Raw genomic sequence first — 21,779 nt, forward strand, 5'->3', positions numbered from 1 at the left:
TTGCATAGCAGCCGGCATCGGCGCTTCATCAATTCCTACAAAAACGCTTCAGGGGACCAGGATGACCGGCTTTTTACATCATCTCAATTGCCGCCTCACCGTACATCGCGCGGCCTTGCTGCCGCTCGTTGCGCTATGCCTGACCCTGACAGCCTGCGCTTCCCTGCCCGATGTGCGTTACCTGAAAACCTCGCTGACGCCGCAGGATACGCCCACCGTACGTACCGCACAGGGCGAACTGTCGCCACAACGTTCCGAATCGCTGCTGGCACAGCGGCTGCGCAATGCGAAAGTGGATCTGCCGGAAATGGCCGCGCTGGAAGAAGCCGCGACCAACAGCCCGCTCATCGCCGGCAACAAGCTGACGCTGCTCAACGATGGACCGCAGACGATGAAGGCGATGATCGAGGCCATCAAGGGTGCACGCGATCACATCAATCTGGAAACCTATATCTTCGGCCAGGACACGATGGGCGATGAATTTGCAGACCTGCTGATCGAGAAACAGCAGGCCGGCGTACAGGTGAACATCATCTACGACAGCGTCGGCTCGCTCGGCACGCGGCCCGAATTCTTCCAGCGCCTGCGCGACGCCGGCATCGCCGTGCTCGAATTCCATCCGGTCAACCCGCTCAAGCGTTTCGGCTCCGGCTGGCGGCTGAACAATCGCGATCATCGCAAAATCCTCGTCGTCGATGGCAAGATCGCATTTACCGGCGGCATCAACATCACCGACGACTATTCTTCCGGTTCGCTGTTCCGTTCGAAATCGAAGAGCCAGAAGCATCTCGGCTGGCGCGATACGCATATCCGCGTGGAAGGCCCCGCAGTTGCATCCTTCCAGTGGCTGTTTCTGCAAACCTGGGTTAGCCAGCACAAGGAAAGCGATGTCGACCTGGCCGCGCGCAAATACTTCCCGCCGCTCAAACCGGCCGGCAACAAGATCGTCCGCGTCATTGCCAGCGAACCCAACGGCGACTATGAAACGTACAAGGCTTACGTACTGGCGATGCAGCAAGCCAAGACATCGATCCACATTACCAATTCCTACTTCGTGCCGGACCAGCAACTGATCGAAGCGCTGACCGATGCCGCCAGGCGCGGCGTGGAAGTCAAAGTCATCTTCCCTGCCGTATCCGACGCCAGCCTCGTCATGCATGCGGGACGTTCCTACTATACGGAATTGCTGTCGTCCGGCGTACGCATTTTCGAACTGCAGGCATCGGTACTGCACGCCAAGACCGCCGTTATCGACGGCTACTGGTCTACGGTCGGCTCCACCAATCTCGATATGCGCAGCTTTCTGCACAACAGCGAAGTCAACCTGATCGCGATCGACCAGGAATTCGGTTCGATAATGGAAAGCGCCTTCAACGAAGACCTGAAAAACTCAATCGAAGTCACGCCGGAGAAATGGGCAGAACGTCCGTTGTCCGACCGGTTACAGGAATGGTTTGCGCGGCAATTCGAATACTGGCTGTGACGACATTTCCGCCGGCACATGCTGCACACCATTGTCCACGCCGGATTGCGCGCTCACGTGCGCAGCGCTTTTCCTTCTCTGTCAAAATAGCAGCTTTCATGGCGACAAAAATCGCCACGCTCCTGAAAGATTCTGCATGAATGCACCCGCACCGCGCCCGAGCCAACATCTCGGCGATCTGCAGCTTGCCAATTCGTTCGCCTCGCTGCCGCCTGCGCATTACACGGCATTGATGCCGACGCCGCTGCCCGATCCCTATCTAGTCGCGGCAAGCGTCTCGTCCGCCGCATTGATCGGCCTGGATTTTTCCGAGACACGCACGCAAGCCTTCGCCGATGTCTTTACCGGCAATCGCCTTCTCGAAGGATCGAAGCCACTGTCGGCCGTCTATTCCGGCCATCAGTTCGGCGTCTGGGCCGGCCAGCTCGGCGATGGTCGCGCGATCCTGCTCGGCGATGTGCCGGCTTTCGACACGGCACCGACAAACCGCCTCGAATTGCAGCTCAAGGGCTCCGGCCTGACGCCGTATTCACGCATGGGCGATGGTCGGGCCGTCTTGCGTTCGTCGATTCGCGAATTCCTTTGTTCGGAAGCCATGGCAGCGCTCGGCATCCCGACCACGCGCTCGCTATGCGTGACCGGCTCCGATCAGCCTGTCATGCGCGAACAAATGGAAACCGCCGCGGTAGCGACGCGCATGGCACCAAGCTTCGTGCGTTTCGGTTCCTTCGAACACTGGTTCTACAACGAGAAGCACGATGAACTGCGCACGCTGGCCGACTACGTCATCGACAACTTCTATCCGCAATTGCGTGCCGCCGAAAATCCCTACAAAGCGTTGCTGACGGAAGTGACGCTGCGCACGGCGCAACTGATGGCGCAATGGCAGTCGGTCGGCTTCATGCACGGCGTGATGAATACCGACAATATGTCCATCCTCGGCCTGACGCTGGATTACGGCCCGTTCGGTTTCATGGAAGCCTTCAACGCACATCACATCTGCAACCATACCGACCAGCAGGGACGCTATTCTTACGCGCGCCAGCCACAGATCGGCGAATGGAACTGCTTTGCGCTCGGCCAGGCGTTGCTGCCGCTGATCGGCAGCGTCGAGGAAACGCAGGCTGCATTGCGCATCTACAAGCCGGCTTTTTCGGAAAAATTCCTGGCGCTGATGCATGCCAAGCTCGGCCTGCAGACATCGCAACCGGAAGATGCTGTGCTGTTCGACGACATGTTCGGTATCCTGCATGCGAGCCATGCCGATTTCACGTCCTTCTTCCGCCGGCTCGGCAATTTCCGGCCAGGGAATGCCGGCAGCGCCGAACCGCTACGCGACCTCTTCATCGACCGTGCCGCCTTCGACGCGTGGGCGCTACAATACGCGACACGCCTGCAGCAGGAAAACAGTGATGACGGCGCGCGCAAACTTGCAATGGACGCCGTCAACCCCAAGTACGTGCTGCGCAACTATCTGGCGCAGGTTGCCATCGAGAAGGCGCAGAAAAAGGATTTTTCCGAAGTTGCACGGTTGTTGCAAGTGCTGGAGCGTCCGTACGACGAACAGCCCGAAAACGAACAGTATGCCGCCCTGCCGCCCGACTGGGCCAACGATTTGGAAGTGAGTTGCTCATCATGATCGACAAAGTCATCAAGACCGACGCCGAATGGCGCGAACAGCTGGACGACGAGCAATATGCCGTCACGCGCCATGCCGCCACCGAAGCACCATTCACCGGCTGCTACTGGGATCATCACGAACCCGGCATCTACACCTGCGTCTGCTGCGGCACGCCGCTGTTCGCCTCGGATGCCAAGTTCGAATCCGGCTGCGGCTGGCCCAGCTACTTCAAGGCACTGAATCCGGCGATGGTGAAGGAAAAGGTCGACCGCAGCTACGGCATGGTGCGTACCGAAATCATCTGCAACGTCTGCGATGCCCATCTCGGCCACGTCTTCAACGACGGCCCGCCGCCGACCGGCCTGCGCTACTGCATCAATTCCGCATCGCTGAGCTTTTCGCCGATGCCCGAACTGAAATAACCGCACAATTGCCATGAAATTCCTGTTCGACCTGTTCCCCGTCATCCTTTTCTTCGGCGTCTTCAAGTGGGGCGAAGGCAATGCGCAAGCCGCGCAGGCCGTCGGCCAGCAATATCTGAGCGGCCTGGTTTCCGGCGGCGAAGTCACGCTGGCGCAAGCGCCCATCCTGCTCGCCACCGCAATCGCCATCGTTGCCACCGTCGTGCAGATCGGCTGGCTGCTGCTGCGCGGGAAGAAAGTCGATACGACGCTGTGGCTGTCGCTTGCCATCATCGTCGTCTTCGGCGGTGCGACGATCTATTTCCACAACGAGACCTTCATCAAGTGGAAGCCGACCGTGCTCTACTGGTGTTTCGCCGCTGCGCTGCTGTTCAGCCAGATTGTTCTGAAGAAAAACCTGATCCGCACCATGATGGAAAAACAGATGTCGCTGCCGGATGGCATCTGGCGCCGCGTCAACCTGTCGTGGGTCGCCTTCTTCCTGACGATGGGCCTGCTGAACCTGTACGTCGCCTTCAATTTCTCCACGGACAGCTGGGTCAACTTCAAGCTGTTCGGCAGCATGGGACTGATGCTGGTTTTCATCGTCGTGCAAAGCCTGATGCTGTCCAAGTACATCAAGGAACCGCAATAACATGAGCGATCGCATCGACCGCATCCGTGCCCGCCTTGAGGAAACTTTCATTCCCGAGTCCTGTCAACTTGAGGACGAATCCGCGTTGCATGCCGGCCATGCGGGCGCGGCGTCCGGCGGCGGACACTATCGCCTGTTCATCGTCTCCGACAAATTCGAAAAGCAGAGCCGTATCCAACGTCATCGGCTGGTGTATGATTGTTTGAGTGACATGATGCACAAGGATATTCACGCATTGGCCATTACCGCCCTCGCACCGTCCGAAATCTGACAAAAATTTAAACAAAGCAAGCCGGCACGTTTTCTTTCCAACAACAAACTTCCACTCAGGAATTGAATATGACCTTTAAACCCGCTCATTTGGTGGTCGCATTACTTGTGTCTTCCGCGTTGCCTGCGATGGCACAAAACCTTGCCGTCGTGAACGGCAAACCCGTCCCCTCTTCCCGTGCGGACATGATGGTCAAGCAGATGGCGGCACAAGGCCAGAAGGACACGCCTGAACTGCGCGCCATGATCAAGGAAGAATTGATCAACCGCGAAATCCTGGTGCAGGAAGCCGACAAACTCGGCCTCGGCACCACGCCCGACGTCAAGGCGCAACTGGAAATTGCACGCCAATCCATCCTGATCCGCGCGCTGGTCGGCGATTACCTGAAAAAGAATCCAGTCAAGGATGCTGACGTCCAGGCCGAGTACGACAAGTTCCGTGCACAAGCCAGCGACAAGGAATACCACGCACGCCACATCCTGGTCGAAACCGAGGATGAAGCCAAAGCCATCATTGCCAAGCTGAAAGGCGGTGCCAAGTTCGAAGACCTGGCCAAGCAATCGAAGGATCCGGGCTCGGCTGCCAACGGCGGTGATCTGGACTGGGCTGCACCGCAGGCTTTCGTGAAGCCGTTCTCCGATGCGATGGTTTCGCTGAAAAAAGGCCAGTTGCTGGAAACGCCGGTGCACACGCAGTTCGGCTGGCACGTAATCCGCCTGGACGACGTGCGTGCGGCGAAGATTCCGACGCTGGAAGAAGTGAAACCGCAAATCACCGAATCGCTGCAACAACGCAAACTGCAGGCTTACCAGCAGCAGTTGCGCACAAAAGCGAAGATCAAGTAATCCACGCTTCATCCATGAAAAAGGCGCTCGATCGAGCGCCTTTTTTATTCTCCCGGTTCCTGATCCTGCCGGCAACCACTCCCCATCACTACGCCCTTTTTGCCATATCGCGTCGCGTGAAACCGGGAAACGGCATGCACAAACATGTCATGCAAAAAAACGGCCGGATATTTTCCGGCCGTTTTTCAGATGGAAGGGATAATCACCCGACCCACTTGCGTGCATTGCGGAACATGCGCATCCACGGCGAATCCTCGCCCCATGCATCCGGATGCCACGATTGCTGGACCGTACGAGACACACGTTCCGCATGCGGCATCAGCACGGTGAAGCGGCCATCCGGTGTCGTCACCGACGTGATGCCCTGCGGCGAACCGTTCGGGTTGTACGGATAGGTTTCGGTTGCATGGCCCTTGTTGTCGATGTAGCGCATCGCGACGATGGCCTTGTCGATATCGCCGGTCTGCGAGAAGTCCGCATAGCCTTCGCCGTGCGCGATCGCAATCGCGGTCTGGGTGCCGGCCATGCCGCTGAAGAAGATCGACGGTGACGACGCCACCTCGACCATCGAGAAGCGCGCCTGGAACTGTTCGGCCTTGTTGCGTGTGAATTTCGGCCAGGCTTCCGCACCCGGGATGATGGACTTCAGGTTGCTCATCATCTGGCAGCCGTTGCAGATGCCCAGCGCGAAGGTATCCGCACGGAAGAAGAAGTCGGCGAACTGTTCGGCCAGCTGTGCGTTGAACAGGATGGTCTTGGCCCAGCCTTCGCCGGCACCCAGCACGTCGCCGTAAGAGAAACCACCGACGGCAATCGCGCCCTTGTAGTCGGCCAGATGTGCACGGCCGGCGATCAGGTCGCTCATGTGCACATCCACCGCTTCGAAGCCGGACTTGTGCATCACGTAGGCCGTCTCGACCTGCGAGTTCACGCCCTGCTCGCGCAGGATCGCCACCTTTGGTCGTGCGCCGCTCGCGATGAACGGTGCGGCGATATCTTCCTGCGGATCGAAGGTCAGTAGCGGCGTGATGCCCGGATCGAGCTTGTCGAGGATGCGGTCGTATTCAGCATCGGCGCAGTCCGGATTGTCGCGCAGGCGTACGATGCGCCAGCTGGTTTCGCTCCAGAAGCGTTGCAGGTCGATGCGCGACTGGCTGTAGATCGTCTTGGCGTCGCGCGTGAATTCGATCATGTCGTGATCGTTCAGCGTGCCGACGATGTGGCTGCAGCCGCCAAGATTGTATTCGCGCAGCACGTTCATCACCTCGGACTTCTGTTCCGCGCGCACCTGGATGACTGCTCCCAGTTCTTCATTGAACAACGCCCGCAACGTCATATCGTTACGGCGCTCGCCGACTTGCTGCGCCCAGTTCTTCGCATCGCCGGCGTCGCTGGCGTGTTCGCCTTCCAGCGTCAGGATATCGAGATTGACGGACAGACCGGTGTGACCGGCAAACGCCATCTCGCACAGCGTGGCGAACAGGCCGCCGTCGGAACGATCGTGATAGGCCAGCAATTTGCCTTCGTTGTTCAGGCGCTGAATCGCGTTGAAGAAACCCTTCAGATCTTCCGCACTGTCCACGTCCGGCGCATCGTTGCCGATCTGCTGCATGACTTGCGCAAAGGCGGATGCGCCCATGCGGTTCTTGCCGCGGCCCAGATCGATGACGATCAGCGAGGTGTCGCCCAGATCGGTACGCAACTGCGGCGTCAGCGATTTGCGTACATCATGCACCGGCGCAAACGCCGAGACGATCAGAGAAACCGGCGCGACGACGGCCTTGTCCACGCCTTCATCCTGCCACGTCGTGCGCATCGACAGCGAATCCTTGCCGACCGGGATGCTGATGCCGAGCGCCGGGCACAATTCCATGCCGACTGCCTTGACGGTGTCGAACAATGCCGCATCCTGTCCCGGCTGGCCGCAGGCCGCCATCCAGTTGGCGGACAGCTTGATGTCGGAAATGTCTGCGATCGGTGCAGCCGCGATATTCGTGATCGCTTCGCCGACTGCCATGCGGCCGGAAGCGGCAGCATCGATGACAGCAAGCGGCGTGCGCTCGCCCATTGCCATCGCCTCGCCCAGATAGCCTTCGAAGCTCATCGCCGTAACGGCGCAATCGGCAACCGGAACCTGCCACGGACCCACCATCTGGTCGCGCACCGACATTCCGCCGACGGTGCGATCGCCGATCGTGATCAGGAAGGATTTATCCGCCACCGTCGGCAGACGCAACACGCGCACCGATGCTTCCAGCAGATCGATGCCGGTCAGGTCGATTGCCGGCAGGCTTTTCTCGACGTGCGTAACGTCGCGATGCATCTTCGGCGGTTTGCCGAGCAGTACATCCATCGGCATATCGACCGGCTCGTTGTCGTGCAGCGGATCGACCAGCTTCAGCTGACGCTCTTCGGTCGCAGTGCCGACCACGGCGAACGGGCTGCGTTCGCGTTCGCACAATGCCTGGAATTTCGGCAGGTTTTCCGGATCGATCGCCAGCACGTAACGCTCCTGCGATTCGTTGCTCCAGATTTCCTTCGGCGACAGGCCGCTTTCCTCCAGTTGAATTTCGCGCAGATCGAAAATCGCGCCACGCTTGGCGTCGTTGGTGATTTCCGGGAAGGCATTCGACAGACCGCCGGCGCCGACGTCGTGGATCGAAAGGATGGGATTGTTTTCGCCCATCGCCCAGCAGGCATTGATGACTTCCTGCGCACGACGCTCCATTTCCGGATTGCCACGTTGTACGGAATCGAAATCGAGATCGGCCGTATTGGTACCGGTCGCCATCGACGATGCCGCACCACCGCCCATGCCGATGCGCATGCCGGGTCCGCCAAGCTGGATCAGCAGGCTGCCGACCGGCAAGGCGTTCTTCTTCGTATGCTGTGCGGCGATGCTGCCGATGCCGCCGGCGATCATGATCGGCTTGTGATAGCCCTGCACGACGCCGCCGACGTTCTGCTCATAGGTCCGGAAATAGCCGCCGAGATTCGGCCGGCCGAATTCGTTGTTGAAAGCCGCCGCGCCGATCGGGCCGTCGATCATGATCTGCAGCGCCGAGGCGATGCGGTCAGGCTTGCCGTACACATCGGCATCGACCTTCTGGTCAGACGGCAGCGTGACATCGCGCGCGTTTTCCCATTGCTGCTCGCCATCCGGCAGCATCAGGTTGGAAACGGTGAAGCCGCACAGGCCGGCTTTCGGCTTGGCGCCGCGGCCGGTCGAACCTTCGTCGCGGATTTCGCCGCCGGCACCGGTCGAGGCGCCGGGGAACGGCGAGATCGCGGTCGGATGGTTGTGCGTCTCGACCTTCATCAGAATGTGCGTCAGTTCATCCGAGGGCGCATATGTATTGTCGCCACGCGGATAGAAACGCATCACATTGCCGCCTTCGATCACCGACGAGTTATCGCTGTAGGCGACGACGGTGCCGCGCGGCGACAGCTGGTGCGTGTTCTTGATCATCGCAAACAGCGATTTGTCCTGCTGCTGGCCGTCGATGGTCCAGTCGGCATTGAATATCTTGTGGCGGCAGTGTTCGCTGTTGGCCTGCGCGAACATCATCAGTTCGACGTCGGTCGGATTGCGCTTGGCTGCGGTGAAGGCGTCCAGCAGGTAATCGATCTCGTCGTCCGACAGCGCCAAGCCCAGTTCGGCGTTGGCGTCGAGCAGCGCGGCACGACCGCCCTGCAGCAGATCGATATGCGCCAGCGGCTTGGCTTCCAGCTCCTCGAACAAGCCGACGGCCTGCTGTGCATCGCGCAGCACGGTTTCCGTCATGCGGTCGTGCAGTAGGGCTTGCACCGCAACGGCATCCTCTTCGGACAAGGTTTTCACGCCGCCCAGCAGGCCGCTCTTCAGATGGACGACATAGCTGATGCCGCGCTCGATGCGGTGAATGCCGGTCATGCCGCAATTGTGTGCAATGTCGGTCGCCTTGCTGGCCCATGGCGAAATGGTGCCGAAACGCGGAATCACGACGAATTCCTCACCTTCCAGTTTCGATGCGAAAGGCTCGCCATAGGTCAGCATGGCTTCCAGGCGCTGGACGTCTTCAGGCGCCAGCGGCGCGGAAGAATCGATGAAGTGCAGATAACGCCCGGAGACGCCGGCGATGGCGGAATCGATCTGGTGAAGTTGTTGCAGGAGACGTTCGGTACGGAAGGCAGACAGGGCGTTGGAACCTGGCAGAATCAGCATGGCGAGATGGCAGTTGAGGCGGGAAGGCGGAACGAAATGGCCTCCAACCCGCGATTTGGATCGGAAACCGTGATTATACCGCGAGGTGCCCTCGGAAACCGCCTCCGCGGCCGGGGAAATCGCCATCCGGAAGACGAAAAAAGGACGTCATGTGACGTCCTTTCATTCAAGCATCCGGTTCGCGACGAATCGGCGATCCGCCGCATTTCACGGCAGCGAGACTAGTTCCAGCGGCCGCCGCGCCCGCCTACGCTGAAGCGCCCCGCTCCCAGCAGGACCAGCGCCAGCGCCGTAAAGAGAAACATCCCCTGCAATTCCAGCGCCCAGCCACCGGTGTTGGACAACGTCGCCAATTGCTTCATGTGCACGAGAAAGATCGCAAATAACATGTTGCCGGCAATGATCAGCGCCGCCAGTCGCGACCACAGACCGACAATCAGCAGGATGGGGGCAACCACTTCGCCCAGATAGACCAGATAACCAATGGCGGCAGGCAGCCCCGCTTGCGTCGCGGCGCCGATGACGAATGCCGGCCCGGCCATGATTTTCGATATTCCGTGCAGCAGTATCAGCATGCCCAGCACCACGCGCAACAGCAGTTTTCCGAGATCGTCCGTATTGCCCATCGCTCGCCCCCTTCCGGTTGAATGCACAACACCTATAGGCGGACGGCCGTCCGCTCCGCAGGAATCATACGCCTGTGCCGGACGATGGCAAGTGCCGCTTTCCTTTCTGCTTTGTCCTTGCGCTTCTTCTCGCTACTTCTACTCTCCCAGCAATTCCGAAACTGCACTCAAGCCTTCCACATGCTCGGAAATCACCTTGACGATCACCGTAATCGGAATACCCAGCAGCATGCCCCAGGCGCCCCACAACCAGGTCCAGAACAGCAGCGACACGAACACCGCCGCCGCATTCATGCGGGCAATACGGCCGGTCATCCAGGTCGTGACGAAGGTGCCGACTACCGTCGAGATCACCAGCGTGGCAGCCGTAACCAGCAACAATCCGTTCACTGTTTCAAACTGCATGAAGGCGCTGACGCCGGTCGCGGCGATGATCAGCACCGTACCGAAGTACGGAATGATGTGCAGGAAAGCCGCAGCGATCGCCCAGGCGCCGGCATTCGCCAGCCCGATCCACTCCAGCGCAGCCCACATCAAGATGCCGAACAGCGCGTTCGTCACCAGCAGCATCAGCATGTAGTTCTGGATCGACTTGTTGATCGCATCGAGAATATTGACGGTGATCTTGCGTGTCGACAGCGCATGCCCGCTGACCTTGACCAGCTTGCGCTTGAAGGTATCGCCGGCAGCAAGGAAGAAAAACACCAGGAAGATCACCATCACCGTCTGGCTGAGAAAAGTCATTGCGCCTGCCGATCCCGCACGCAGCCATTCGCTCAGATTGAACAGTGAACGATCCGCATTGGCACGACTGGGCGCAGCACGCACGCCGGCCGCCTGATTGGTTGCCTTCTCGATTTCGGTCGCCGCCTTCTGCATCTGCTGGATCGCGCTCGGCTGGCCGCGATGCAGGTTGCGCAACGTGCGCGCCATCTTCTGCGTTGCCACTGGCAGGTCGCTGAGGATGGCATTGAATTCGTCGCGCAGATTCCATGTCGTCAGCAAGGCGCTGCTCAGGATTGCGGCGATCACGATGGAAGTGCCGAACAGGCGCGGAATGCGTATGCGTTCCAGCCACGTCACCAGCGGACTCAACGTATAGGCGACGAAAATGCCGAAGACCAGCGGGATGAAAAACTTGTTCGCCGCGGACAAGGCAAACACCAATGCCACGCTGGCTAGGATAATCAGCGAGATACCGCGCGCATCCACCGGCAGCGGAATCAGCGCTGCGGCTCTTTCATGCTGAAGGGGGCTATCGCTTGCGGTCTCATGGCGGACTACGCCGGTTCCATGCGGCCGGCTTTCGTCGATCTGGTTTTTCATTTTCGCGGCAAATGCAGGAAGGACACTGCCATTGGGCAATCCACGGCATGGATCGTTCCCGGCCGAGGCAAAGACGCCTGCCAGCCAGCAACAATGTACGGTAGCGCACAGATTCCGTTTGGAACGCACCCCTAGACTGGAAACGGATAAAAAGCGAACGAACCTGCCCGGCTGTCCACAGTCGTCTGCACATGCAGCGTGGCAGGTCTCCCCCTCCTCCAAAAAAGAAAGGACGTGCCATGCTTTATACCATTGCAGTGATACTCGTCATCCTGTGGCTGATCGGCCTGGTGAGTTCGTATACGCTGGGCGGTTTCATCCATCTGCTGCTGATCATCGCCATCGTCGTCGTCCTGCTGCGCATCATCAGTGGGCGTCGTCCGATGTAATGCCATTGCATGCCGACAAAAGCCGCCTTCGGGCGGCTTTTCGTTGTCGCCGCGACAAAAAGATCGCATCCGAAAAAATTTATTCGACATTTTCAACCACTACGCTGGCGCAGCGACGAGCCGGCTTGGTAACATGGCGAGTTGATTTCTGGGAGGCTGGAAGTAATGCAAGTAGCGGTCATCGGGGCGGGTGTAGTCGGCGTCAGCACCGCCTATTTTCTGGCCGAGGCAGGACACGAAGTCGTCGTCCTGGAACGCCGCAACAACGTTGCGGAAGAAGCCAGCTTTGGCGACGCCGGCATCCTGGCAACCGATGGCGTTTCGCCCTGGATTGCGCCGGGCATGGCGAAGTCGCTGCTTTCACTACTGCTGCGACAGGATGCGCCACTCCACCTTCATCGTTCATTGAATCCATCCCTGTGGCACTGGATCCGGCGCTGGATGCGCGAAAGCGATACCGAGCGCTACCGCACCAATCGCGCACGCATGCATCGCGTGGCCGCCTACAGCGATGAGATCATTCGCCAACTGCGCGACCGTCATCAACTCGATTACGAACAGACCGCAGGCTATCTGCAGGTCTATCGCACCGAACGTGAACTGCAACTGGCAAAGCCTGCGTTCGACTTCCTGCAGGAAGCCGGCATTCGCCACGACGTCCTCACGATGGAAGATGTGCGCCTGCTGGAACCGGCGCTAAATTCATCCGCACGACTCGCAGGCGGCCTCTACCTGCCACAGGCCGAATCCGGCAACTGTCCGCTGTTCACACGTCAGATCCGCCAGCTTGCCCAGACGATGGGAGTGGAATTCCATTTCGGCTGCAACATCGAAGCCATCCATTCCTCGTATCGCGGCGTATTGATGCAGGTCGGTGAGCTGAACCTGTCCGCAGATGCCGTCGTGCTCGCCACCGGCGCCGACAGTGCCGCCCTGCTGGCGCCCTTCGGCATGAAACTGCCGGTGCAATCGGTGCGTCACTATGCGGCCACCGCGGCAATCCGCAATTATGAATCCGTGCCGTTGAATGCCTTGATGGATGAAAGCTGCAAAACGTCGATTGCCCGCCTTGGCAACCGCATCCGCATCGCCGGCACGGCCGAACTCGGTGCCCGTACGCCGGCCCTGCGGCAGAACGCACTGAACACCTTGCTGAAAACAGCCTACGACTGGTTCCCCGATGCCTGCCATTACAATGCAGCCACCTTCTGGTCGGGCAACAGCCTGATGTTGCCCGACAACGTGCCGCTAATCGGTGAAACACCCGCGAAGAACGTCTTCCTGAACATCGGCCACGGTTCGGCCGGCTGGGCGATGGCGGCTGGCGCCGGCCGGCTGGTCGCCGACATCGTGTCCTGCAGAGCGACCGACATCGATATCGACGGCCTGACCATGTCGCGCCTGCAGACTGCCTAATCGATCGCCGGATCGCGCCAGGCAGATCTGGCATACGCAAGAACGGCAAGCGGCATTGCATGATCGTGTCGACGACGCGCCAGTAACGTCCGGATTGCTTGCGTGTCTGCCGGTCTCGGCTAGAATCGGGAGCGAACCCACTTCCACGGCGCTCCCATGACCGGCAGGCATCCGCTCCATTCCGTCGCAACCATACGCAGCATCGAAGAAGCCGCATTGCGCATGCTGCCGCCATATACATTGATGCAGCGTGCCGGCAAGGCGGCGGCTGCCTTCGCGCTCGAACTGCTGGCCGATGCGGACGGCATGCCACCGGTACTGGTGCTCGCCGGCCCCGGCAATAACGGCGGCGATGCACTGGAAGCCGCCAGCCTGCTGGCGCATGCGCGCTGCGATGTCACCGTCCTGATGACAGGCGATATTGCGCAACTGCCATCCGATGCACATCAGGCCTATTTGCGGGCGGTAGCCAGCCACATCGTCTTTCTCGAACCGGAGCAATACGATGCCGTTACACGGACCGACTGGGCACTGATCATCGACGGATTATTCGGCATCGGCCTCGCGCGTCCGCTGTCCGGCCACTGGCAGCAACTGGTCGAAACGATCAACGTACTGCCCGCTCCTATCCTGTCGCTCGATGTGCCAAGCGGCCTGGATGCGGATACCGGCACCGTGGTCGGCGGTACGGAGGGCATCGCCGTCCGTGCGACGCATACCTTGACCTTCATCGGTGACAAGCCCGGCCTGCACACCTGCGATGGCCGCGATCATGCGGGTGCTGTCAGCGTTGCCTGCCTCGACATTGCGCCAGAATCCTTTGCCGTCTCATCTACGCCGATGGTTTTGAACAGCATTGCCGCTTTCTCCCCCGCATTGCGTCGTCGGCCGCACAATTCGCATAAGGGCAGCTATGGCGACGTGGTGGTACTGGGCGGTGCCGCCGGCATGAGCGGCGCCGTCATTCTCTCTGCCCGTACCGCAGCCAAATGTGGGGCCGGCCGTGTCTTCGTTGCCTCGATCGCGGATACGCCAGCCTATGACAGCCAGCAACCGGAGCTGATGTGCCGTGCCGCAGCCGACATCGATTTCAGCGGCCGAACAACAGTCGCCGGCCCCGGCATGGGAACGTCGCGCCAAGCGCACGACTTGCTTGCGCAAGCGCTTGCCACCCAAGCGCCGCTGGTGCTCGATGCAGATGCATTGAATCTGATCTCGGAAGAACCCGCATTGCGGCACAAGCTGCAATCGCGACGCGCACCCGCCCTGCTCACGCCGCATCCGCTGGAAGCAGCACGCCTGCTCGGCACGACCACCGAACAGGTACAGGCGAATCGCATCGATGCGGCCCGCACGCTGGCAACCACATTGCATGCCGTGGTCGTACTGAAAGGTTCGGGATCGGTGATTGCGTCGCCGGACGGCAGGATCGCCATCAATCCAACTGGTAATCCGGCACTGGCGACAGCTGGTTCCGGCGACGTGCTGTCTGGTGTATGCGGCGCGTTGCTGGGACAGCAATGGCCTATTTGGGAAGCGGCGCTTGCCGCCGTCTGGCTGCATGGCGCGGCAGCGGATGAACTGGTCCGTCGCGGTATCGGACCGATCGGCGTCGTCGCCAGCGAATTGATACCCGAGATTCGCGCGCTATTGAACCGGCTGATTGCCGAGCATGCGCCGCACACAAATTGAGAAAGACGTTTCCGCTCAGAGCAACCGGCCAGCCGAAATCGTGATCGTCTGCCGGCACAAGGCGGCGATCGATGGATCGTGCGTGACCAGCACCAGCGTTGACTGACGCTCGTGATTCAATTCGAACATCAGCTTGATGACTGCCTCGCCGGTCGCAGCATCGAGGCTGCCGGTCGGCTCGTCGGCAAACAGCAGCGGCGGCTCGCAGACGAAGGCTCGCGCCAGCGCGACCCGCTGCTGTTCGCCGCCTGACAGATACTTTGGATAATGCTTCAGCCGGCTCGACAGGCCAACACGCGCCAGCATGGTTTCCGCCTTTTCCTTCGCCCGATCGTCGCCGCGCAATTCCAGCGGCAGCATCACGTTTTCCAGTGCATTCAGATGCCCCAGCAGCTGGAACGACTGGAACACGAAGCCCAGCCGTTCCTTGCGCAAGCCGGCACGGCCATCTTCATCGAGCGCAAAGATATCGGTACCGTTTAGTCGAACCGTTCCATTCGACGGCGTATCCAGTCCGGCCAGCAGACCCAGCAAGGTGGACTTCCCCGAACCGGATGCGCCGACGATCGCCAGCGTATCGCCGGGCTGCACGGTAAAATCGACACCATGCAGGATAGTCAGTTCGCCGGTTGCATCGGCCACGCGCTTCGTCAGATTGATTGCTTCGATTGCAGGATACGAAAGAGAGGATTCAGGCATGCCGTTTGATTTCAGGTTGTCTCATCAGGTGGGATCGGTATTTCGAATGGCATTGCAGATGATACTGACGCTGATGCTGGCCACGTTTGCAATGACGGCCTATTCTGCATCAAAAACCATCGTGGTGCTCGGCGATAGCCTGTCGGCCGAATATGGACTGGAGCGCGGCCGCGGTTGGGTCAGCCTGCTGCAGCAGCGGCTCGTCGCTGAAAAAATCCCTGCCAATATCGTCAACGCCAGCATCAGCGGCGAAACCACCAGCGGCGGCCGCGCACGCCTGCAGTCGCTGCTGAACAAGCATAAGCCCGATGTCGTGATCATCGAACTCGGTGCCAACGATGCATTGCGCGGCTTGTCTCTGGCCGCCACACAGGACAATCTGGAAGCCATGGTCGGAAGTGCCGCGAATGCCCATGCGAAGACTCTGCTGATCGGTATGCAGATCCCGCCCAATTACGGCGCCGACTATACAAAACGGTTCACCGCACTGTTTCCCAAAGTGGCAAAACAATCCAAGACGGCCCTGGTGCCTTTCATGCTGAAAGGCGTTGCGGAAAAACCGGAACTGTTCCAGGCAGACCGCATTCATCCGAACGAAACAGCACATCCCATCATCCTAGACAACATCTGGCCGTATCTGAAACCGCTGCTCCGGTAATGCTCATGAAAAAGCCGCTGATTATTCAGCGGCTTTTTTACTTCAGCTCAGATTCTTGCGCCGATTTTATTCGGTCGATTCGGTCGATTCCGAGCCGGCATGCACCGGACGCAGAATCTGTACTTTCGCCTTCTGCTTCAATGTCTCGATGTAAGCCTGCGTTTCTTCCTGCGCCAGTGCAGCCGTGATCTGCTGCTTTTCCGCCTGACGCTTGGCATTGTCGACACCGGATGGCTGCATGGTCTTCACGACACGCACGATGCCATAGCCTTGATCGCCCAGATCTGCACCGGCATAAGCCGGCAGCTTGGACGTATCCGCTTTCATCGCTGCAAGGAAAACGACCGGATTCACGCCCTGGCTTTTTGCGCGCGAAATAACCTGCGTAGCGCCGAAGCCTGCGGCATCGTCCTTCGCCTTCAGTTCGGCCAGTTTCGCCTCGCCAGCCTTCTTCGCCAGCGCGGCCGCTTCCGTCGCCACGACACGATCATGCACTTGCGCCTTCACTTCCTCGAACGGACGCTTGGATGCCGGTTTGTAATCAACGACGCGGCCGGCAATCAGTATATTTGGCGCCACTTCGACCGCTTCAGTGTTCCGCTTGTTCTTCAACGCATCATCCGAGAACAATGCCGTCAGGAACTTCTGATTGTTGTACAACGCCGTCGCCGGCAATGCGCGATTCGATTGGCGCGACAGATTGTCTGCCGTTTCGATCTTCAATTTCAGCTTGTCGGCCACATCTTTCAGGCTGTCCGATTGCTCGTATACCGTGTTGTTGAACACATCCGCCGTCTCGGCGAACTTCTTCGCCAACAGCTGCTTGCGGATTTCTCCGGCGATCTCACCCTTCACTTCATCCAACGTCTTGACCGTCGCCGGCTTGATCGCCGTGACCTTGATGATGTGATAGCCGTAGTCCGACTGCACCAGGCCGCTCAATTCGCCCTGCTTCAGCTTGAAGGCTGCATCTTCAAAGGATGGAACCATCATGCCCTTGCTGAAGAAATCCAGATCGCCGCCACGTTCAGCCGAGCCCGGATCGTCCGAATTCTTCTTGGCCAGATCGGCGAACTGCTGCGGGTTCTTGCGCAGCGTCTCCAGCAGTTTTTCGGCCTTTTCCTTTGCCGCCGTCTTTTCGGCATCCGTCGCATCCTTCTTCACCGCGATCAGGATATGGCTGGCACGGCGCTGCTCCGGCGTACCGTAATGCGATTTGTTCTGCTCGTAATAGGATTTGATGTCCGCATCGCTGACATTGATCTGCGATGCCACCGCATCGGCCGTCAGCACGACATATTCCGCCTTCACGCGTTCCGGCACATTGAATTGCGTGCTGCGCTCGTAATACGATTTGAGCATGTCGTCGGTAACTTTCACCTGCGACTTGTAGTCGGCTGCCTTGAACGACAGTTGTTGTACTTCGCGCTCCTGCTCGCCGAGTTCGGACAGGCGCTTGGCCAGCGAATCAGGCGCAAAGGCCGTCGTCTGGATCGCCGCATTCACCTGCTGCACAGCCAGATCCTGACGCAGACGTCCTTCGTACATTTCCGGCGTCAATCCCTGCGCCGCCAGCAACGCACGATAACGTTCGTAGTCGAACTTGCCATCAGCACCTTTCAGCGCGGCCATGCTGCCGATCGTCTGCTGCAGCAGCTGATTTGAAACTGACAACTGGTTGTGCCTGGCCTCGCCGGCCAGCACACGTTGCGCAATCATGTTATCCAGAATATCTCGCTTCGCCTCAGGCGTATCGAACATTTTCGAATCGAACTGGTTGCCCAATACCTGACGAAAACGCTCCATCTGTTCGCGTTGCGCAGCGTCCCACTCCTGTTGCGTGATTTCCTGTCCATCGACCTTGGCAACAGCATTCGTGGATTCTCGCATGCTGGTATAGCTTTCCATGCCGAAAAACGCGAATGACGGGAAGATGATCAGGAGCAGCAGAAACTGCATCAGACGTTGGTGGGTGCGGATGAATTCAAACATGGCTAACCAATCACAAACTAGGCACGATCTGGACGTCGATATGAAAAAAGGCGAACTCTCGTTCGCCTTTTTGATTTTGGCGGAGTGGACGGGACTCGAACCCGCGACCCCCGGCGTGACAGGCCGGTATTCTAACCGACTGAACTACCACTCCCTACTGCTTGATGTTTCCTTGCGAGTCTGACTGCTTGGTGGGTGCTGAGAGGCTCGAACTCCCGACCTACGCCTTGTAAGGGCGCCGCTCTACCAACTGAGCTAAGCACCCTAAGCCTTGCTTAACCAGTCAAACATTCAGCGTTGTCACCACGCCGCAAAGACGAACTATTTTACAGCATGTCGCTGCAAAAAGCACTACGCAAATTAGTTGATGGCGTCTTTCAGTCCCTTGCCCGGCTTGAACTTCGGCACTTTGGCAGCTTTGATCTTGATCGCTTCGCCGGTGCGTGGATTGCGACCGGTGCGAGCAGCACGCTTGCCAACAGAGAATGTACCGAAACCAACCAGGGTAACGGAACCGTTCTTTTTCAACGTGGCTTTGACGGCACCAATCAGGGAATCGAGTGCGCGCGTAGCAGCAGCCTTGGAGATGTCTGCGGAATCGGCAATGTGGTCAATCAATTCGGTTTTGTTCACGTACGTCCCCTCACAAAGGTTGAATATCGCATGTCGTCATACGCAATTTGTATCACGACGATACGCAGCGCAGAAAAATCTGCAGCAGGTATTAAACAAGCCGCAAAGCCTTGTGTCAAGCGGTTTTCCGGGCAGTCCTCCTCTGAAGATCGCCTGATCTGACGACACACTTTCTTTGTTTTTATACGGACGTTCGGCACATATGCGAAAAAAAAGCGCTCCGAAGAGCGCTTTTTCGACAGTGCAACACGTCTATAACATCAGTGCTTGACGACATTCGGATCGGATGATTCCGACGATTTTGCGACCGACGACGCAGCGACCTCGGCCAGCTCTTCATCCGACAGCGCAACCGGTGCACGCTCCAACGCAATTTCCAGCACCTTGTCGATCCAGCGAACCGGAACGATTTCGAGCTTGTTTTTCACGTTGTCAGGAATCTCCGCGAGATCCTTCACGTTCTGTTCCGGAATCAGCACAGTCTTGATGCCGCCGCGATGTGCTGCGAGCAGTTTCTCTTTCAGACCGCCGATCGGCAGTACTTCGCCGCGTAGCGTGATCTCGCCCGTCATCGCGACATCGGCACGCACCGGAATACCGGTAAAGACCGACACCATCGCCAGTGTCATCGCGATACCGGCGGATGGACCATCCTTCGGCGTCGCACCTTCCGGCACGTGAATATGGATGTCGTTCTTCTCGAATGCCGTCGGTTTGATACCGAGCTTCTGCGCACGACTGCGTACCACAGTGCGCGCCGCCTCGATCGATTCCTTCATCACATCGCCCAGCGTACCGGTGCGAATGATGTTGCCCTTGCCCGGCATGCTGACTGCTTCGATCGTCAACAGATCGCCGCCGACTTCGGTCCACGCCAGACCGACCACTTGACCGACCTGATTTTCCTTCTCGGCCACACCGAAGTCGAACAGACGCACACCGAGGAACTTGTCGATGTTCTTCGACGTCACGTTGATCTTACGATCCTGCTTCTTCAGCAGCAGCATCTTGACGACCTTGCGGCAGATCTTCGAGATTTCGCGCTCCAGCGAACGCACGCCAGCTTCACGCGTGTAGTAGCGGATGATGTCGCGGATCGCCGATTCAGCCACGCTGATTTCGCCTTCCTTCAAGCCATTGTTCTTGATCTGCTTCGGCAACAGATAACGCTGCGCGATGCTGGTCTTCTCGTCTTCCGTATAACCGGACAAACGAATGACTTCCATACGATCGAGCAGTGCCGGCGGAATGTTCAGCGAGTTCGACGTCGCCACGAACATCACGTCGGACAGATCAAAATCGACTTCGACGTAGTGATCGGAGAACGTGTGATTCTGTTCCGGATCCAGTACTTCAAGCAAAGCCGACGACGGGTCGCCACGAAAATCCATGCCGAGCTTGTCGATTTCGTCGAGCAGGAACAGCGGATTGCGCACACCGGTTTTCGCCATGCTCTGCAAGATCTTGCCGGGCATCGAGCCGATATAAGTGCGACGATGACCGCGAATTTCAGCTTCGTCACGCACACCGCCCAGCGCCATGCGCACGAACTTGCGGTTCGTCGCACGCGCGATCGACTGGCCAAGCGAGGTCTTGCCGACACCCGGAGGGCCGACGAAGCACAGGATCGGCGCCTTCAGCTTGTCGACACGCTGTTGCACGGCGAGATACTCCAGGATGCGTTCCTTGATTTTTTCAAGGCCGTAGTGATCCGTTTCGAGCACTTTCTCGGCGTTCGTCAAATCGTTGTTGACCTTGGATTTTTTCTTCCAAGGCAGACCGAGCAGCGTATCGATGTAGTTGCGCACGACCGTTGCTTCGGCCGACATCGGCGACATCAGCTTCAGCTTCTTCAGTTCGCTCTGTGCCTTGGCCAAAGCTTCCTTCGGCATTTTCGCAGCGACGATCTTCTTCTCGAGTTCCTCGAGATCCGCACCCTCTTCGCCTTCGCCCAGTTCCTTCTGGATCGCCTTCACCTGTTCGTTCAGGTAGTACTCGCGCTGCGATTTTTCCATCTGGCGCTTGACGCGACCACGGATACGTTTCTCGACCTGCAGGATGTCGAGTTCGCCTTCCAGCTGGCCGAGCAAATGCTCGTAGCGCTTGGCAACGTTGAAGATTTCCAGAATGACCTGTTTCTGCTCGAGCTTCAGCGGCAGATGTGCAGCGATCGTGTCGGCCAGACGGCCAGCGTCGTCGATGCCGGCCAGTGAGGTCAGGATTTCCGGCGGGATTTTCTTGTTCAGTTTGACGTACTGATCGAACTGCTGGACGATCGCGCGACGCATCGCCTCGACTTCAGACTCGTCGCCAAGCTCGGATTCGATCGGCGTCAGGTCCGCGATGAAATGCGTTTCCAGTTCGCTGATGTGATGGATGCGAGCACGCTGCGCACCTTCGACCAGCACCTTCACGGTACCGTCGGGCAGCTTCAGCATCTGCAGGATGTTGGCGACGCAGCCGATCTCGTAGATATCGTCAGCGGACGGCTCATCCTTGGCGGCAGCTTTCTGGGCAGCGAGCATAATGCTCTTGCCCTGCTCCATTGCTGCTTCCAGTGCCTTGATTGATTTGGGACGACCGACAAATAGCGGAATCACCATGTGCGGGAAGACAACGACATCCCGCAAAGGCAACAACGGAAGTTGGGTTTGTTCAATGGAAAGTGTAGTCGTCATGGCGAGCCTTATCGATAAACGTGTTAATGATGTTGGCACGAGCGGCCAAAACACAAGCCCGGTCAGCAACAAAAATCCATCCTACAAACAAAAAAGCCACCCGCGAAGACGTTCTTCGAAGTGGCTTTACGATGGAAGCCTGATAGATTCCTGCTGCAATTTGATTGTACTGCCTTTTTCTAACGAAAAA

At 58.6% G+C, this 21,779-nt stretch carries 17 protein-coding genes and 2 tRNA genes; 10 read left to right on the forward strand and 9 right to left on the reverse strand.

Annotated elements, in window-relative coordinates:
• Nucleotides 1-61 precede the first annotated feature (61 nt).
• From cls to IEV40_RS00550, 6 genes are all read left to right on the forward strand, one after another.
• Complete coding sequence (cls, locus tag IEV40_RS00525; protein WP_188419033.1) at nucleotides 62-1,483, forward strand: cardiolipin synthase; 1,422 nt, start codon at nucleotides 62-64, stop codon at nucleotides 1,481-1,483.
• Between the two features lie 136 nt (nucleotides 1,484-1,619).
• Nucleotides 1,620-3,122, forward strand: coding sequence for a protein adenylyltransferase SelO (locus IEV40_RS00530; RefSeq protein ID WP_188419034.1), 1,503 nt, complete (start codon nucleotides 1,620-1,622; stop codon nucleotides 3,120-3,122).
• Nucleotides 3,119-3,526: a peptide-methionine (R)-S-oxide reductase MsrB gene (gene msrB / locus IEV40_RS00535; RefSeq protein WP_188419035.1), complete on the forward strand. Its 408-nt coding sequence runs from the start codon at nucleotides 3,119-3,121 to the stop codon at nucleotides 3,524-3,526. The genes IEV40_RS00530 and msrB overlap by 4 nt, the downstream gene beginning before the upstream one ends.
• A 13-nt stretch (nucleotides 3,527-3,539) precedes the next feature.
• On the forward strand, nucleotides 3,540-4,160 hold the full coding sequence (locus IEV40_RS00540; RefSeq protein WP_188419036.1) for a septation protein A: 621 nt from the start codon (nucleotides 3,540-3,542) through the stop codon (nucleotides 4,158-4,160).
• A gap of 1 nt (nucleotide 4,161) precedes the next feature.
• A complete protein-coding gene (locus tag IEV40_RS00545; protein WP_188419037.1) occupies nucleotides 4,162-4,431 on the forward strand; it encodes a BolA family protein in 270 nt (89 codons plus the stop codon).
• Between the two features lie 68 nt (nucleotides 4,432-4,499).
• Nucleotides 4,500-5,276, forward strand: coding sequence for a peptidylprolyl isomerase (locus tag IEV40_RS00550; protein ID WP_188419038.1), 777 nt, complete (start codon nucleotides 4,500-4,502; stop codon nucleotides 5,274-5,276).
• 202 nt (nucleotides 5,277-5,478) lie between these two features.
• On the opposite strand, the gene purL is transcribed toward IEV40_RS00550, so the two are convergent.
• The 3 genes from purL to IEV40_RS00565 form a co-directional block, all read right to left on the reverse strand.
• Nucleotides 5,479-9,480 (reverse strand): phosphoribosylformylglycinamidine synthase, encoded by a 4,002-nt coding sequence (gene purL, locus IEV40_RS00555; protein WP_188419039.1) that lies wholly within the window; start codon nucleotides 9,478-9,480, stop codon nucleotides 5,479-5,481.
• A gap of 221 nt (nucleotides 9,481-9,701) precedes the next feature.
• Nucleotides 9,702-10,106, reverse strand: coding sequence for a DoxX family protein (locus IEV40_RS00560; RefSeq protein ID WP_188419040.1), 405 nt, complete (start codon nucleotides 10,104-10,106; stop codon nucleotides 9,702-9,704).
• A 138-nt stretch (nucleotides 10,107-10,244) separates the two neighbouring features.
• Nucleotides 10,245-11,432 carry an AI-2E family transporter gene (locus IEV40_RS00565; protein ID WP_188419041.1) on the reverse strand — a complete coding sequence of 396 codons (1,188 nt, stop codon included), beginning with the start codon at nucleotides 11,430-11,432 and terminating at the stop codon, nucleotides 10,245-10,247.
• A gap of 239 nt (nucleotides 11,433-11,671) precedes the next feature.
• On the opposite strand from IEV40_RS00565, the gene IEV40_RS00570 reads away from it, so the two are divergent.
• From IEV40_RS00570 to IEV40_RS00580, 3 genes are all read left to right on the forward strand, one after another.
• Nucleotides 11,672-11,821, forward strand: a complete 150-nt coding sequence (locus tag IEV40_RS00570; RefSeq protein ID WP_188419042.1) for a lmo0937 family membrane protein — start codon at nucleotides 11,672-11,674, stop codon at nucleotides 11,819-11,821.
• Nucleotides 11,822-11,986: 165 nt separating this feature from the next.
• Nucleotides 11,987-13,237: a D-amino acid dehydrogenase gene (locus IEV40_RS00575; RefSeq protein ID WP_188419043.1), complete on the forward strand. Its 1,251-nt coding sequence runs from the start codon at nucleotides 11,987-11,989 to the stop codon at nucleotides 13,235-13,237.
• 156 nt (nucleotides 13,238-13,393) lie between these two features.
• Complete coding sequence (locus tag IEV40_RS00580; RefSeq protein WP_188419044.1) at nucleotides 13,394-14,929, forward strand: NAD(P)H-hydrate dehydratase; 1,536 nt, start codon at nucleotides 13,394-13,396, stop codon at nucleotides 14,927-14,929.
• A gap of 15 nt (nucleotides 14,930-14,944) precedes the next feature.
• Here the strand turns inward: IEV40_RS00580 and IEV40_RS00585 are convergent, their stop codons facing one another.
• Nucleotides 14,945-15,628 (reverse strand): ABC transporter ATP-binding protein, encoded by a 684-nt coding sequence (locus IEV40_RS00585; protein ID WP_188419045.1) that lies wholly within the window; start codon nucleotides 15,626-15,628, stop codon nucleotides 14,945-14,947.
• Between the two features lie 46 nt (nucleotides 15,629-15,674).
• Between IEV40_RS00585 and IEV40_RS00590 the strand changes: the two genes are divergently transcribed.
• Nucleotides 15,675-16,286 carry an arylesterase gene (locus tag IEV40_RS00590; RefSeq protein ID WP_229723893.1) on the forward strand — a complete coding sequence of 204 codons (612 nt, stop codon included), beginning with the start codon at nucleotides 15,675-15,677 and terminating at the stop codon, nucleotides 16,284-16,286.
• A gap of 66 nt (nucleotides 16,287-16,352) precedes the next feature.
• On the opposite strand, the gene IEV40_RS00595 is transcribed toward IEV40_RS00590, so the two are convergent.
• The 5 genes from IEV40_RS00595 to lon all read right to left on the reverse strand — a co-directional run bounded on the left by IEV40_RS00595 (nucleotide 16,353) and on the right by lon (nucleotide 21,589).
• A complete protein-coding gene (locus tag IEV40_RS00595) occupies nucleotides 16,353-18,278 on the reverse strand; it encodes a SurA N-terminal domain-containing protein (RefSeq protein ID WP_188419047.1) in 1,926 nt (641 codons plus the stop codon).
• Between the two features lie 77 nt (nucleotides 18,279-18,355).
• Nucleotides 18,356-18,432 (reverse strand) — tRNA-Asp (locus IEV40_RS00600).
• A gap of 35 nt (nucleotides 18,433-18,467) precedes the next feature.
• Nucleotides 18,468-18,543: transfer RNA gene (locus IEV40_RS00605), tRNA-Val, on the reverse strand.
• 95 nt (nucleotides 18,544-18,638) lie between these two features.
• On the reverse strand, nucleotides 18,639-18,911 hold the full coding sequence (locus tag IEV40_RS00610) for an HU family DNA-binding protein (RefSeq protein ID WP_188419048.1): 273 nt from the start codon (nucleotides 18,909-18,911) through the stop codon (nucleotides 18,639-18,641).
• A 260-nt stretch (nucleotides 18,912-19,171) separates the two neighbouring features.
• On the reverse strand, nucleotides 19,172-21,589 hold the full coding sequence (lon, locus tag IEV40_RS00615; RefSeq protein ID WP_188419049.1) for an endopeptidase La: 2,418 nt from the start codon (nucleotides 21,587-21,589) through the stop codon (nucleotides 19,172-19,174).
• Nucleotides 21,590-21,779 lie beyond the last annotated feature (190 nt).

This window comes from Oxalicibacterium solurbis (assembly GCF_014635845.1).
Lineage (GTDB): Bacteria > Pseudomonadota > Gammaproteobacteria > Burkholderiales > Burkholderiaceae_D > Oxalicibacterium > Oxalicibacterium solurbis.

Coding starts and splice junctions, on each gene's coding strand:
- cls (WP_188419033.1), top strand. CDS start 62: ATGACCGGCTTTTTACATCATCTCAATTGCCGCCTCACCGTACATCGC.
- IEV40_RS00560 (WP_188419040.1), bottom strand. CDS start 10,106: ATGGGCAATACGGACGATCTCGGAAAACTGCTGTTGCGCGTGGTGCTG.
- IEV40_RS00565 (WP_188419041.1), bottom strand. CDS start 11,432: ATGAAAAACCAGATCGACGAAAGCCGGCCGCATGGAACCGGCGTAGTC.
- IEV40_RS00545 (WP_188419037.1), top strand. CDS start 4,162: ATGAGCGATCGCATCGACCGCATCCGTGCCCGCCTTGAGGAAACTTTC.
- IEV40_RS00540 (WP_188419036.1), top strand. CDS start 3,540: ATGAAATTCCTGTTCGACCTGTTCCCCGTCATCCTTTTCTTCGGCGTC.
- purL (WP_188419039.1), bottom strand. CDS start 9,480: ATGCTGATTCTGCCAGGTTCCAACGCCCTGTCTGCCTTCCGTACCGAA.
- IEV40_RS00580 (WP_188419044.1), top strand. CDS start 13,394: ATGACCGGCAGGCATCCGCTCCATTCCGTCGCAACCATACGCAGCATC.
- IEV40_RS00550 (WP_188419038.1), top strand. CDS start 4,500: ATGACCTTTAAACCCGCTCATTTGGTGGTCGCATTACTTGTGTCTTCC.
- lon (WP_188419049.1), bottom strand. CDS start 21,589: ATGACGACTACACTTTCCATTGAACAAACCCAACTTCCGTTGTTGCCT.
- IEV40_RS00570 (WP_188419042.1), top strand. CDS start 11,672: ATGCTTTATACCATTGCAGTGATACTCGTCATCCTGTGGCTGATCGGC.
- IEV40_RS00530 (WP_188419034.1), top strand. CDS start 1,620: ATGAATGCACCCGCACCGCGCCCGAGCCAACATCTCGGCGATCTGCAG.
- IEV40_RS00585 (WP_188419045.1), bottom strand. CDS start 15,628: ATGCCTGAATCCTCTCTTTCGTATCCTGCAATCGAAGCAATCAATCTG.
- IEV40_RS00595 (WP_188419047.1), bottom strand. CDS start 18,278: ATGTTTGAATTCATCCGCACCCACCAACGTCTGATGCAGTTTCTGCTG.
- IEV40_RS00590 (WP_229723893.1), top strand. CDS start 15,675: ATGGCATTGCAGATGATACTGACGCTGATGCTGGCCACGTTTGCAATG.
- IEV40_RS00575 (WP_188419043.1), top strand. CDS start 11,987: ATGCAAGTAGCGGTCATCGGGGCGGGTGTAGTCGGCGTCAGCACCGCC.
- msrB (WP_188419035.1), top strand. CDS start 3,119: ATGATCGACAAAGTCATCAAGACCGACGCCGAATGGCGCGAACAGCTG.